At 75.0% G+C, this 14394-nt stretch carries 3 protein-coding genes; 1 reads left to right on the plus strand and 2 read right to left on the minus strand.

Annotated features, from left to right (window positions below):
- Window positions 1–15: 15 nt before the first annotated feature.
- On the minus strand, window positions 16–3831 hold the full coding sequence (locus ABZ117_RS22690; protein WP_356823424.1) for a beta-ketoacyl synthase N-terminal-like domain-containing protein: 3816 nt from the start codon (window positions 3829–3831) through the stop codon (window positions 16–18).
- The gene (locus ABZ117_RS22695; RefSeq protein ID WP_356823426.1) at window positions 3824–12556 is read right to left on the minus strand and encodes an amino acid adenylation domain-containing protein; all 8733 of its coding nucleotides are present in this window, start codon (window positions 12554–12556) and stop codon (window positions 3824–3826) included. The genes ABZ117_RS22690 and ABZ117_RS22695 overlap by 8 nt, the downstream gene beginning before the upstream one ends.
- Before the next feature lie 429 nt (window positions 12557–12985).
- Here ABZ117_RS22695 and ABZ117_RS22700 point away from each other — a divergent pair, with 429 nt between their 5' ends.
- Complete coding sequence (locus tag ABZ117_RS22700; RefSeq protein ID WP_356823428.1) at window positions 12986–14344, plus strand: protein kinase; 1359 nt, start codon at window positions 12986–12988, stop codon at window positions 14342–14344.
- The last annotated feature ends 50 nt before the right edge of the window (window positions 14345–14394 follow it).

Here is a 14394-nt window from a genome sequence, read left to right on the forward strand (position 1 = left end):
CGGCGGACCGGTCGGTCACTCGGATGCCGCGCGCAGCGCCTTGGCGACCGCCGTGCCGATCAGCGCGATGGGCTCCGGTTCGGTCATCTCGTAGTGGCCGCACGGCACCCGGTGGTCGTGCAGGGTGCCCTCGACGTGGGGCCGCCAGCTCTCGGCCTTGTCGGGCAGCACGGCCAGGTCGCCGGGGAAGCCGGTGTCCGCCTCCTCGGCGGCGCTGAAGAACAGCACCTCCCCGCGGAAGACACCGGGCGCGAACTGGTGGGCGATGCGCAGGTTGTTGCGCATGACCGCCGCGATGGCCTCGGCCTCGGCCCGGGTGACCGGCGCACTCGTCGGGTCGGCCGTCAGGGCGGCGTCGATGGCGGCGAGGACGGCCGCCACGTCCGGCACTTCGGCCGCTCCCGGCCCGAGGGACGGGCCGGCCACCCGCATCAGCAGGGACGCCACCTGCCGCTCGACCGCCGCGGCGTCGTACCGCATGCCGTGCGGCTGGGGTGCGTCCAGCATGGCCAGCAGTTCCACCCGCTCGCCCCGCTCCTGTAGGGCGCAGGCCATCGCGTGCGCGACGAAACCGCCGTAGGACCAGCCCAGGAGCCGGTAGGGGCCGTGTGGTTGCACCTCGCGGACGAGGTCGAGGTAGCAGGCGACCATGGACGCCGCGTCCGGTGCGGGCGGCCGGGTGCCGTCGAGGCCCGCGGCCTGGATGCCGTAGACCGGCTGGTCGCCGCCGAGGTGGGGCAGCAGTCCGGTGTAGCGCCAGGACACGCCCGCCCCGGGGTGGACGCAGAACAGCGGGGCGGCGCCGCCCTGCGCCCGGAGCGGCAGGAGCGGAGCCAGCGCGTTCGCGCCCGCGCCGGGCGTCTGCGCCGAGGTGTCGTCGGCCGCCGCGAGCAGACCGGCCACGGTGGGCGCGGCCAGCAAGGCGGCGGCGGGCACGTCGAGGACGCCGGCCTGCCGCAGCCGGCCCGTCAGCAGTACGGCGCGCATCGAGTCGCCGCCCAGGTCGAAGAGGTTGTCGTGGACGCCGATGCCACCGATGCCGAGGGTCTCCTCCCACACGCGGGTCACCGCCTGTTCGCGCGCGGTGCGCGGGGGCACGTGCTCGGTCGTCAGGCGGGGCCGTGGACCGAGGGCCGGTTCGGCGTGCACCGCGGCGCCGCGCTCCGGCGTGCCGGGGTCCGTGCGGGCGCCGGGGGCGTCGATCCAGTGACGGTGCCGTGCGAAGGCGTAGGGGGGCAGCGGCACCCGCCGGGGCGTACCCGGCACCTCGGGCAGCGCGGTGTCCACGCCGGCGCTCCACAGCCGGCCCAGCGCCTCGGCGAGGACGAACCCGTCGGCGGCGTCGGCCTTGGCGTGCCGCATCGTGGTCACCGTCACCGGCGCGTGCTCCGCGAGCTGGGCGGCGGCCAGCTTGGTCAGCGTGTCCCCGGGTCCGACCTCCACCAGGACCGGCCGGCGTTCCCACAGGGTGGTGACGCCGTCGGCGAAGCGCACGGTGTCGCGGGTGTGCGCGATCCAGTGCCGGACCGAGGTCGCCTGCTCGTCGGTGATCCAGGCGCCGGTGACGTTGGTGACGAACGGGATCCGCGGCGGGCGCAGGGTGACGCCGCGCAGGTGTCTCTCGTACGCCGGGAGCACCGGGTCGAGGACGTGGGAATGGGCGGCGACCGGTATACGCAGGCGGCGGAACGGCACGTCCAGGCGGGCGAGTTCGGTCTCGAAGCGGGCGACGGCCTCCACGTGTCCGGCGACGGTGCAGGCGGCCGGGCCGTTCACCGCGGTGAGGGACAGTTCCTCGCCGAGCAGCGGCACCACGTCCTCGACGGGTGCCGCGACTCCTACGGTCGCCCCGCCCGCGGAGCTGATGAGCCGGACGCGTTCGGTGACCAGGGGCAGCATCTCGTCGAGGTCGATCACCCCGGCCAGGCAGGCTGCCGTGTACTCGCCGAGCGAGTGGCCGATGAGCGCGTCCGGGCGCACCCCCGCCGCCATGAGGGTGCGGGCGAGGGCGTACTCGGTGACCACCAGGGCGAGCAGGGACGTGCTCGTGCCGTCGCTCTCGCGGCGTGCGAACAGGGCGTCGCGGACGTCGGCGCCGAGGGCGGGGCGCAGGATGCGCGCGCACTCGTCGACGGTGTCGCGGTAGACGTCGTGCTCGCGGTAGAGCTGTGCCCCCATGCCCGGGTACTGGGTGCCACCGCCCGGCAGCAGGAACGCCACCCGCGGCGGCTCGTCCGCCCCGGGGGGCGTGCCGGGCACGGCGGTGCGCAGCGCGGACAGGGCCTCCTCCCGGGAAGCGGCGGTCACGGCCAGGCGGTGGCGCAGCGCCGGCCGGTCGGCGCGCAGGGAGTGCGCGGTGTCGTCCAGGCGCAGATCCGGCCGCCTTTCGAGGTGGCGGGCGAGTGCCTCGGCCTGGCCGCGCAGGGCGTCGGCCGTGCGGGCGGACAGCGGCAGGACCAGACGGTGGCGGCCCTCGGGCTCCCGGGGCGGGACGGGGGCGGGCGGCGCCTCCTCCAGGATGACGTGCGCGTTGGTGCCGCCGATGCCGAAGGCGCTGACCGCGGCCCTTCTGGGGTGCCCGTCCGCGGGCCAGTCCTCCAGGGTGGTGGGCACCCGGAAGGGGCCGGAGGCGAAGTCGATGTGCGGGTTGGGCCGTTCGAAGTGCAGGCTCGGCGGGATCTGCCGGTGTTCCAGGGCCAGGACGGCCTTGATCAGCCCGGCGATCCCGGCGGCCGCTCCCAGGTGGCCGATGTTGGTCTTCACCGAACCGAGGGCGCAGTAGCCGCGGCGCCGCGTGGACTGGCGGAACGCCTCGGTGAGCGCGGCCACCTCGATGGGATCGCCCAGGCGGGTGGCGGTGCCGTGCGCCTCGACCAGGCCGATGGTGCCGGCGTCGGTCATCGCCTGGGCCTGTGCCGCGAGGATGACCTCGGTCTGACCAGCGGCGCTGGGCGCGCTGAAGCCGACCTTGCGGCGCCCGTCGTTGTTGACGGCGCTGCCCCGGATGACGGCGCGGACGTGGTCGCCGTCCGCGAGGGCGTCCTCCAGGCGTTTGAGGACGACGGCGCCGACACCGTCGCCGGAGGAGGTGCCGGCCGCCGCCGCGTCGAAGGCGCGGCAGTGGCCGTCGGGCGAGAAGGGGCCGCCGGGCACGTGACGGTAGCCGAGGAACGCCGAGGGGTTGAGGGAGACGGCGGCGGCGAGCGCGGTGTCGCACCGGTAGTCGAGCAGGTCCTGGCAGGCGGTGTGCACCGCGACGAGCGCCGTGGAGCAGGCCGTCTGGAGGGACACGCTCGGGCCGGTGAGCCCCAGTTCGTAGGAGACGCGGGTGGCGAGCGTGCCCAGGGAGTTGGCGGTGGCCGCGTGCACGAGTTCCACCGATCCGGGCTGCCCGGCGTAGCGCGGGTACACGTGCGACGGGTAGTAGCGGCTGTCGCCGCTGCCGGCGTACACGCCGAACGTACCGGTGTCGGTGCCGGGGCCGAGGCACCGGGCGTCCTCGAGGGCGTGGTAGGCCGTTTCGAGCAGCAGGCGCTGCTGGGGGTCGACCACGGCGGCCTCGGCGGGGCTGTAGCCGAAGAACCCGGAGTCGAAGCGGTCGATTCCCTCGACGACCGACGCCATGCGGACGAGCGTGGGGTCGTGGAGGTCGCGTTCGGTTCCGCCCGCGGCCAGGAACTCGTCGTCGGTGATGGGCCGCACGGACTCGCGTCCCGCGGCCAGGTTGTCCCAGAACGCGTCCAAGTCGTCCGCGCCGGGGAGGCGTGCCGCCATGCCGATGACGGCGACGGCGGGTGCCTGCTCGTCCTGCGGCTCGGTGGTCTCAGGCATGGCCTCGGTCCTTTCCTTGCCGTGCGGTACGGCGGGTACGGGCCGCACGCTGCCGCTGGGCTCGTTCCTTGGCGCGGTCCAGGCTGTTCGGCCCGGTCCCGGCGGCCTCCGGCGGCGCCTGCGGGTCCGGCGCCGGCGGGGCGTCGGCCGCCTCGGGTGCGGTCAGGGCCGACAGGTGGTGGGCCAGGTCGCGCACGGTGGGGTGGGCGAACAGGTCGACGACCGGCAGCTCGCATCCGAAGGCCTGGTTGACGGCGCTCTGGGCGGCGACCAGCAGCAGGGAGTTGCCGCCCAGGTCGAAGAAGTTCTCGTCCCGGCCGACCCGGTCGCGGCCCAGGATGTCGCGCCACAGGCCGGTGAGCCGGTCCTCCAGTCTCCGCAGCCGCTCCCCCGTGCCGGAGGCGGGCGCCTGCCGTTCGGCGGCGCCCGCCGCGCGCAGCACCCAGTGGTCCCCGCCGGCGGCGTCCGCGGCGGCCCGGTACAGGGTGCCGATGTCGGCGCCCTCCTCCAGGGCGACGCGGGCGGCCAGCCGCCTTACCTGGCGGGCGGGTTCGAGGACGTGGCTGCGGACCCAGGGAGCGCTGCGGTCGACGCCGATCAGCAGGTGGGGTTCGTCCAGGGTGCGGGCCAGGTCGTAGGAGCGCAGCGCGGCGGCGGTGTCCAGGACGCGGTAGCCGCGGGCCTCGGTGAGCGGGGCGAGCCGGTAGCCGCTGCTCATGCCTCGCTCGCGCCACATGCTCCAGGCCAGGCTCTGGGCGGGCAGGCCGAGGCCGCGGCGGTGCAGGGCGAGGGCGTCGAGGTAGGCGTTGGCGGCGGCGTAGGCCGTGTTCATGGCGCCGCCGAACCAGCCGTTCACCGAGGAGAAGGTGACGAAGGAGCCGACCGGGTGGTCCGCGCTCACGCGGTGCAGGGTCCAGGCGCCGCGCACCTTCGCGTCCAGGGCCTCGCGCCAGGCGGCCGCGTCCAGTTCACCGAGGGAGCGTTCGACGAGGGTTCCGGCGAGGTGCAGCACCGACACCAGGGGCGCGCCCCAGTGCTCGGCGGCCGCGTGGACGGCTTGCCGTACCTGCCGCTCGTCGGTGACGTCGGCGCACGCGTACCGGACCTCTCCGAGTTCGCGCAGCCGCCGGTACGCCTCGACGCGGGCGGCCGTGGGCCCTCCGGCGGCCAGGTGCCGCGGCCAGCTGTCCTCGGGGGGCAGCGGGGTCCGGCCGAGGACGAGGAGCCGGGTGCCGGGCGTGTGCAGCAGGTGGGCGGCGAGTTCGGTGCCGACACCGCCCAGTCCCCCGCTGATCAGGTGGAAGCCGTCGGCGGCGGGCGGTTCGGTGCGGGGTGCCGGGTCGGGCAGGGGGGCCAGCCGGCGTACCAGGCGCTGTTCGCCGCGGTGGGCGACCTCGGTGTCGGCGGGGGTGCCGGCCACTTCGGCGAGCAGCAGGGGTACGGGGTCCTCGTCGCCGTGCGGGTCGAGGTCGAGGTGGACGCACCGCAGGCCGCCGGACTCCTCCCGCAGCGACTTCAGTACGGCGCCGGCCATGGCGTGCGCCGGGGAGGGGCGGTCCCCGGGGGTGACCGCCTGGGCGCCGGCCGTCACGTACAGCAGGTCGACCGGGCGCGGCCCGCCGGGCCGGGCGGCGAGGGCCCGGGCCGGCGCGAGCAGGGACGCGGTGCCGGCCTCGGCGGACGCGGGATCGGCGGCCTCGCCGAGGTGCAGCGCGCCGAGGTGCACGAGGGTGTCGACCGGCCGCCCGTCGGCTTCCAGGGCCCGCAGCAGCGCCGCGTGGTCGGCCTCCTCGGCGGGCCGGAGCCGGTGGTGGGCGGCGTCGAGCCGGGCGTACGACGCTCCGTCGGTGACCAGGGTGCACAGTCCGCCGCCGGCTCGCACCTCCCCCGCCAGGCGCCGGGCGAGGTCCTGTGCCCGCGGGTCGCCGCCCGCGAGGACGAGGGTGTGCCGGCCGGCCGACGTCGCGCGGGGGCGGTGGCGCTCGGCCCGCTGCCACACCGGCCGCAGGAACCAGTCGGGCAGGGTGGCGGCGGTGCCCATCAGCAGCTGGGCCTCACGGACCGCGTCGTCGAAGGCGCCCGCCTCGAAGCTCTTGCGCAGTTTGGTCCGCTGGATCTTGCCGATCTCGGTCTTCGGTACGGCGGCGGCGTCGACCGGCACGAGGAAAGCGGGGCTGACGCCGATCTCCCGGGTCACCTTGCCGGCGATCTCCCGCAGCGCGGTGGCGGGATCGTGCCCGGGGGCGAGGTGGAGGAACAGGGCGAGTTCGTCGGTGGCCGCCGACGGGTCGGTGCGCACCGCGCAGGCCGCGGTGAAGCTGCGGACGACGTACGGCAGTTCCTCGACGCAGGCCTCGATCTCGTGGCTGTAGTGGTTGACACCGTTCACGATGATGACGTCCTTGGCGCGGCCGGTGATGTACAGCTCGCCGTCGCGCAGGAAGGCCAGGTCGCCGGTGTCGAACCAGCCGTCGTCGGTGAACGCCTCGGCGTTGGCCGCCGGGTTGTCGTGGTAGCCGCCGGTCACGGAGGTGCCGCGGACCTGGAGCCGGCCGACGTCGCCCTCGGCGAGCACGGTGCGGTGTTCGTCGACGATGCGCATGGCGAAGCCGGGGTAGGGCAGGCCGCAGCTGACGAACGTCTCGTCGGTGACCGGCGGTTCGGCGGGCAGCACGGCGTCGGTGACGACCGAGCAGGTCTCGGACATGCCCCAGCCGGGGTGCATCACGTCCTGCGGCAGCCCGAACGGCTTCAGCGTGTGCAGGAACCGCCGGGCGGCCGCGGCCACGACGACCTCGCCGGCGTTCATCACCAGCCGCATCGGTGACAGGTCCCACTCCCGGTCCCGGAAGCGGTCGGCCTTCCCGGCCAGCAGTCCGAAGGCGAAGTTGGGTGCCCAGGTGACGGTGACCCGGTGCCGGTGGGCGAGGTCCATCCAGCGCAGCGGGTCCTGGAGGATCCAGGAGGTCGGTGCGTGGATCTGCCGGCATCCCAGGTACACGTCGCGCAGGTGGAACATCACCACGCCGGTGACGTGGTCGAGCGGGATCCAGTTCAGGGAGACGTCCTGCTCGCCGAGCCGGTTCATGGCCGCGGTGGCGGCGGACCGGGTGAGCACATTGCGGTGGGTCAGGCGCACGGCCTTGGGCAGGCCGGTGCTGCCGGACGTCATCAGCATCAGGACGAGGTCGTCGGGCCGGGCGGCGTACCAGTCGCGGTCCTCGGGGGCGTCCCGCAGCGCGTCGGCGTTGGTCAGCCGCAGCCCGGGCCAGTCCTGGCGGGCCGCCAGGTCGCGCAGGCCGGGCTCCAGCGCCGCCGAGCACACCGTCCAGGGCCGGCCGAGCATCCGCCAGATGCCCTCCAGCTTGGTCAGCGCCGCCGAGGGGGTGGTGTACGAGGCGGGGACGGTCAGCGGGACCGCGACGAAACCGCCCAGGACACAGCCCCACAGCACGGCGAGGAAGTCCTGCGTGGCGTCGCACTGGAGGATCACCCGGTCGCCGGGGCGCAGTCCGGCCCGCCGCAGCCCCGCGAGCACCCGGGAGGCCTCCGTGATCAGGGACGCGTAGCTGCGCCGTGTCTCGCTGCCGTCGGCGTGCACGTGCACGATGTCGCCGTGGTCCCGCTCGGCGGCGCGGACGAGGGCCTGTGCCCAGCCGGGCACGGTGGGTTCGGCCGGCCGCGGTCCCTCGCTGAGCGCCGGCACGGTCCCGGCCGCCGTGCGGCCGTGGCCGGCCGGCGACGGCCCGGCCGTGCGGCGCGGCGGGCCGGCGTGCCGGCGTGCCAGTTCCTCGGGGACGGCCTCCACCACGGTCTCGGCCGTGCGCACGCCGGGGACACGGGCCAGGTGCTGCCGCCAGGACTCGGCGGCGGTGCGGTCGGCCAGGGGCAGGGCTCGCAGCGCGTCGGTGTCGAGCGCGCCGTCGGCGGTGCGGGGCAGGGCGTTGACCGCCGTGACGCGGACGGCGCCGTGCCCGGCCGCGTCGAGGACCTGTTCGACGCGCTCGGCGGCATCCGCGCGGCCCGGTACCACGTACAGGTGCGGTGGCGTGCCGTCGGGGCCGGGCAGAGCGGCCGCGTCACGGATGCCGGGTACGGACAGAGCCGCGTCCGTCACGTCGGCGGTACCGGCCCCGGCGGACGCGGCCGGGGTGCGCGGGGGCGGCGCCGGCAGGCCCCCGATCCTGCGGTCCGGGTCCGCGCTGACCACGCGCAGCAGTTCGCCCAGGGCGTGCGCGAACCGCTCCGCGGTGGCAGCGTCGTACAGGTCCGTGGCGTACTCGACGTGCAGATCGAGTCCGCCGGGCGTGCCGTCCGCGCCGTGCCGTTCCAGGACGTCGACGAAGAGGTCGAACTTGGCGGTGCCGGTGGCGGTGGGCCGCAGCGGCACCTCCCGGCCGTCCAGCCGGAGGACGGCGGGCTCGTTGTTCTGGAGGGCCAGCATGACCTGGAACAGCGGGTGGCGGCCGGCGCGGCGGGGCGGGTTCAGCTCGTCGACGAGCCGGTCGAAGGGCAGGTCCTGGTGGTCCAGGGCGGCCAGGTCGTACGGGCGCAGCCTGGCGAGCAACTCGTGGAAGGCGGGGTCGCCCGAGGTGTCGGCCCGCAGGACGAGGGTGTTGGTGAACAGGCCGATCAGATCGTCCAGCGCGGGTTCGGAGCGGCCCGCGACGGGGGTGCCGACGACGATGTCCTCGCCGGCTCCGCAGCGGGTGAGCAGGGCGCTCAGCGCGGCGTGCAGCACCATGAACAGGCTGGTGCCCTCCCGTTCGGCCAGGGCCAGCAGGTCCCGGTGGAGTGCGGCGTCCACGGTCTCGGTGACGTGGGCGCCGTCGCCGCGCGGTGCCGTCGGACGGGGCCGGTCGCCGGGGACGGTGCACTCCTGCGGCAGACCGGCCAGTGCTTCGCGCCAGTGGGCGGTCAGCCGTTCCAGCCGTCCCGGGCCGTCGGGTTCCGGGGCGAGCAGGGCGCGTTGCCAGACGGCGTGGTCGGCGTACTGCGCCGGCAGCGGGTCCCAGCCCGGGGCGCGGCCCGCCCGGCGCGCCGCGTAGGCGGCGGTCAGGTCGTCGGCGAGGGGGCGCAGCGACCAGCCGTCGGCCGCGCTGTGATGCAGCACCAGCAGCAGCGTCCGTTCCTCTCCGGTCCCGAACAGCCAGGCGGCCAGGGGGCTTTCTCCGGTCAGGTCGAAGCGGTGGCGGGTGGCCGCGGTGACGTGGGCGACGATCTCGTCGGCCGGGCAGTCCACCCGGCGCAGCCGCGGGCGCAGCTCCCCGGGCGGCAGGATCCGCTGGTGGGGCACGCCGTCCCGCTCGGCGAACACCGTCCGCAGGCTTTCGTGCCGGTCGGTGACGTCACCGAGCGCGGCGCGCAGCGCCTCGGCGTCCACGGCGGAGCCGAGCGGCACCACCAGCGGGATGTTGTACGTGGCGGCCGAGTCGTCGAGCCGGTTGAGGAACCACATGCGTTCCTGGGCGTAGGACAGCGGGACGTGCTCCGGGCGGTCGATGTCCCCGAGTGCCGGGCGGGCGGGAGCGGTGCCGGGCCGGGAGGGGAGCCGCTGCGCGAGCGCGGCCGGTGTCGGGCCGTCGAACAGGGCGGTGATGGGCACCTCGGCGCCGTTCTCGTGCCGCAGGCGGGCCAGCAGGCGGGTGGCGAGCAGGGAGTCGCCACCCAGGTCGAAGAAGTTGGCGTCGGTGCCCACGGTGTCGCGCGGCAGCCGCAGCACGTCCTCGAACAGGGTGCAGAGGAGCGCTTGTTGAGGAGTCTGCGGGCGGGTGCCGGCCGCGACGGCGGTGAAGTCGGGCGCGGGCAGGGCGTCGGTGTCGAGCTTGCCGTTCGCGGTCAGCGGGAGCGTGTCGACGTTCACGCAGGCCGCGGGGACCATGTGGTCGGGCAGGTGGGCCGCGGCGTGGGCGCGCAGTTCCGCCGGGCTCGGCGGCTGTTGTCCGGTGGGCACCGTGTAGGCGACGAGCTGCCGGGCACCGTTGTCGGCACGTCGTACGAGGACGGCGGCCCGGGTGACCCGCGGGTGGGCGGTGAGGACGGCTTCGATCTCGCCGGGTTCGACGCGGAAGCCGCGCAGCTGGATCTGCTGGTCGGCCCGGCCGAGGTAGTCGAGGGTGCCGTCGGCGCGGCGCCGCGCGAGGTCGCCGGAGCGGTACATCCGGCTGCCGGGCGGGCCGAAGGGGTCGTCGAGGAACCGTTCGGCGGTCAGCTCGGGGCGGCCGAGGTAGCCGCCGCTCACGCCCGCGCCGGCCACGTGCATCTCGCCGACGGCGCCCGGCGGCACCGGCCGGCCCGTGGGGTCCAGCAGGTGCACCCGCAGGTCCGCCAGCGGTGCGCCGATGACGCCCGTCCGGCGCGGGTCCGTGAGATCGGCCTCGGTGACGCGGTGGTGGGTGACGTGCACGGTGGTCTCGGTGATGCCGTACATGTTCACCAGCGCCGGGCTCTGGAGCCCGTGCCGGTCGGCCCACGGCCGCAGCCGCTCGGGGCGCAGGGCCTCACCGCCGAAGACGACGTAGCGCAGTGCGCCCGCCCGCTCCGGGCCGCCCTCCGGCACCTGTTCGCCGTCCGCGTCCATGAGCTGCTCGAAGGCGGACGGCGTCTGGCTGAGGACGGTCACCCCCTCGCGGTGCAGCAGCCGCAGGAAGTCCCGGGGCGTGCGGCTGACGGCGTACGGGACGACGACGAGCCGGCCGCCGTGCAGCAGGGCGCCCCACATCTCCCACACCGAGAAGTCGAAGGCGTAGGAGTGGAACAGCGTCCACACGTCCTCTTCGCCGAAGTCGAAGTGCTCGGCCGCCGCGGCGAAGAGGCGGACGACGTTGGCGTGCGCGACGGGTACGCCCTTGGGACGGCCGGTGGAGCCGGAGGTGTGGATGATGTACGCGATGTCCGACGGGCTCGTCTCCCCCCGGCGGTCACTGGCGGTCAGCTCGCCGGCCGGCCGTGCGGCGATGTCCGCCTCGACGGCGGGGTCGTCCAGGACGACGGCGGGGACCCCGTCGGTGAAGCGTGGGGCGAGATCGTTCTCGGTGACGAGGAGGACGGGGGCCGCGTCGTCCATGACGAGCCGCAGGCGCTGTGCCGGATGACCGGGGTCCAGGGGGAGGTAGGCGGCTCCGGTCTTGAGGACGGCCAGCAGGGCCGGCAGCAGCCGCGGGCCCCGGTGCAGGGCCAGCGCCACCACCCGGCCCGGACCCGCCCCGCGCTCGGCCAGCAGTCGGGCCAGGCGGTTGGCCCGGGCGTCGAGTTCCGCGTAGGTGAGCCGGTCGTCCTCGTACGACACCGCGACGCGCCGCGGCCAGGCCCTCGCCTGCCGCTCGAACAGGTCGGTGAGGGTCGCGGTGACCGGGAAGTCCCGCACGGGGGCGTCGCTCGGATGCTCGCCGGGCAGCAGCAGGTCCAGGTCTCCCAGCGGCGTCGTGGGCGCGGCGTCCGCGAGCTGTCGCAGCAGGAGCAGGAACCGGTCGCGGTGCAGGGCGAGTTCGTCCTCGTCGTACAGGGCGGGGTTGGCGTCGAAGGCCAGCCAGAGGGTGCCGGGCCGGGTGCCGGGCCGGACATTGATCTGGAGGTCGTCGACGGCACCGCCGCAGAGGTGGTGCCAGGTCGCCGGGTGACCGCCGAAGTCGAGGGTCTCGGTGAACGGGACGATGTTCAGCACCGGCCCGTACAGCCGGCGCCCGGTTCCCAGCAGGTTCAGGTCCCGGCGGATGAACTCTCCCCGGTACTGCTGGTGCCGGCGCAGCTGTCGCACCTCGTCGGCGACCGCCCGGACCAGACCGGCGACGGTCGTGCCGGAGTCGGCGGCCACGCGCAGCGGCAGGACGTCGGAGGCGGTGCCCGGGGTGCGCAGGGCGGCGCTGCCCAGCCGGCTCATCGTGGCCATGCCCAGCACGAGGTCGTCGGCGCCGGTCATGCGGTGCAGGTAGGCGGCGACTGCGGCGGTCAGCAGGTCGGTGCGCGTGACGTCGAGCCGGCCGGCCGCGTCCGACAGGGCCTGCGCGTCGGCGCCCTCCAGTTCCACGGTGCGGCGCAGGAACGGGGCGACGGGCGCCGCGGTGCGGTGCGTGAGCCGTGCGGGCTCCGGCAGTCCGGCCAGCCGCCGCGACCAGTACGCCCGGTCGCGGACGCAGCGCTCGGACGCGAGGTAGGCGGCCTCCTCCGCCTGGAGCCGGCTGACGGACGCGAAGACGGCCGGGGCGGGTTCACGCCCTTCGGCCAGCGCGTTGTAGGTGTCGGCGAGGCGACGGCCGAGGAGCTTGTAGCTGTAACCGTCCAGCAGGAGGTGGTGGGCCCTGAGCAGCCAGAGGTGCCGGTCGGGGGCGAGGGTGAGCAGGGTGTGGGAGAACAGCGGCCCCTTGTCCAGGTCCACCGGCGTGGCGAGGTCCGTGCGGACCAACTCCCAGGCGGTGCGCTCCGGGTCGTCGGCGTCGCCGGCGTCGATCCGCTGAAGCGTCCAGTCGTCCGCGTCCGGCGCCCGGTGACAGCGGGGGCCGTCGTCCGTGTCGAGAAAACGCAGGGCGAAGGTGTCGGCCTCGCCGACGGTCCGGCGCAGGGCCGCCTCGAACAGGTCGGTGTCGAGGGCACCGTGTATCTCCACCGCCTCCGCGGTGTTGTACGCGGCGCTGTCGGAAGCGAGCCGCCCGGCGTACCAGAGTCCCTCCTGGGCTCCGGACAGTGGCCGGTGGTCGTTCTCGCGGAGTGACTCCTCGTGGAGTGACATGGCACAACCTCGCGTGGCAAGTCGTGACGTCCCGGCCGGAACGGCCCGGCCGGGCGGACGGGGGGTGCGGCCTCGGCCCACGGAGCGGGAAAGGGGGGCGCACTGCCGAGAGCGTGGGGTCGGCACGGCCCCACCGCCGCTCCCGCAAGTGCCCTCAGGGTGCGACGAGGCGACGGGACCGATCAAGCCGGGACCGGGCCCGCGCCGGGAATTCAGGTATTTCCCTGAAGAACGCCCGGCCCGGGATAGCGCCGGACCCGGCGGACTCTAAGGAATTCCCGCGACTTTCGTCCGGCCGTCCGGTCCAGGTGGATTCACCGGCCCCCGGCGTTGCACTCTCGAACGGGCGTCGGGCATGCGCGCCCCGGCCGTGACGATCCGTCATCAGGGCCTGTACGACGAAGAGACAGGGAAAGGAAGGCTGGCGGCATGCATCGTGCGTTGTGCCCGGTCGAGACGCTGTATGTCGGGCAGCGGAGCAGAGCGGTGCTCTCGTGCGCCCTGCACGGGCAGGTCGACACCGGGGCGCTGTCCGCGGCATTCGACGCCCTCACGCAGGCCCACCCGACGCTGCGTTCGCGCATCGCGCCGGACGGTCCGGGCTTCGCGTTGCGTCTCCTCGCCGAGGACGAACGGCCCCGGTTGATCACCCGCACCGGCGGCGAGGAGGTCCACCTCGCGGAGTTGAACGCTCCGCTGCCGGTCGGAGGCCCGCTCAGCCGGGCGGTCCTGGTGAGCGCGCCCGAAGGCGACCGTCATCTGTTCGTCCTCGTCGTGGACCACACGATCACGGACGGGCACAGCAGCATCGCCCTGCACAACGCCGTCTGGGATCACTACCGGGCGCTGGTCGAGGGGGGCGAAACCGGGGGGAAGGCGGCCGCGACCGATGCGACCGCCGACGCCCGGGAGGACTGTGGGGATCGCCCTCACTGGCCGCAGCCGGTCAGCCGGCTGCTGCCCGCCGCCGACCCGGCGGCCACCGCCGCCTACCTGGAGCGGCGCGTCGAGGAGACGCGGCGGCACCCCGTCGAACTCCTGCCCTTCGACGTGCCGCGGCCCGCCACCGCCGGCGCCGGGCCGGGTGCGGAACCGGCCGGCGACGGCCGCATCGAGGTGTGCCGGCTGGCCCTCGACGAGGAGCGCACCACCCGGCTGCGGCGGACCGCACGTCAGGCGGGCGTGTCCGTGCACGCCCTCGTCGCCGCCGCACTACTCACGGCGGCACGGCGCCGCCTGGAGGGCGACGGGCCCCGCACGCTCGGCTGTCTGTCCCCCGTGGACCTGCGGTCCCGGCTGACCCCCGCGCTGCCCGCTCTGCTGATGGTGCCGGCCGTCACCACCCATCTACAGACCCTCGGCGTCGCCGCGGACACCGACCTGATGGCGCTGGCGCGTACCGTCCACAGCCAGCTGAGCGACTTCATCGACCGCGCGGACCAGTATCACGAGATGCGCATCACGCCGGAGATTCCGGGCAATCCGGCGTTGCAGCTGGCGACCGTCATCGTCACGAACATGGGCGTCGTCCCCGGCCCCCGGCTGCCGGCCGGACTGCGGGCCACCGACATCCGGCTGGTGCCCGCTCGCGAACACTACTTCCCGCAGGCGGGCCGCAGTCCCGTCATGGCGTGTGTCGTCTCCTTCGAGGGGCGCCTCGCCATCGAGTTCCCGCACTTCACCGCCTGTTTCAGCCCCTCCTTCATGCAGACGTTCCGTGACGACGTCCTCGCCGGGCTCCTCACCTTCGCGGACGTCACCGACCCTCTGCCCTCGCCCGCACGGTGAGGACGGTCACCCCGTCCACCGCGCCCGACCGCACCGGTTGCCCCAAGGAG

Origin of the sequence: Streptomyces sp. NPDC006309 (assembly GCF_040613095.1) — a bacterium.
Classification (GTDB): Bacteria; Actinomycetota; Actinomycetes; order Streptomycetales; family Streptomycetaceae; genus Streptomyces.

What these genes read in the sequence shown, in the direction of transcription:
- ABZ117_RS22695 (WP_356823426.1), bottom strand. Translation starts at nt 12,556, where the DNA reads ATGTCACTCCACGAGGAGTCACTCCGCGAGAACGACCACCGGCCACTG.
- ABZ117_RS22700 (WP_356823428.1), top strand. Translation starts at nt 12,986, where the DNA reads ATGCATCGTGCGTTGTGCCCGGTCGAGACGCTGTATGTCGGGCAGCGG.
- ABZ117_RS22690 (WP_356823424.1), bottom strand. Translation starts at nt 3,831, where the DNA reads ATGCCTGAGACCACCGAGCCGCAGGACGAGCAGGCACCCGCCGTCGCC.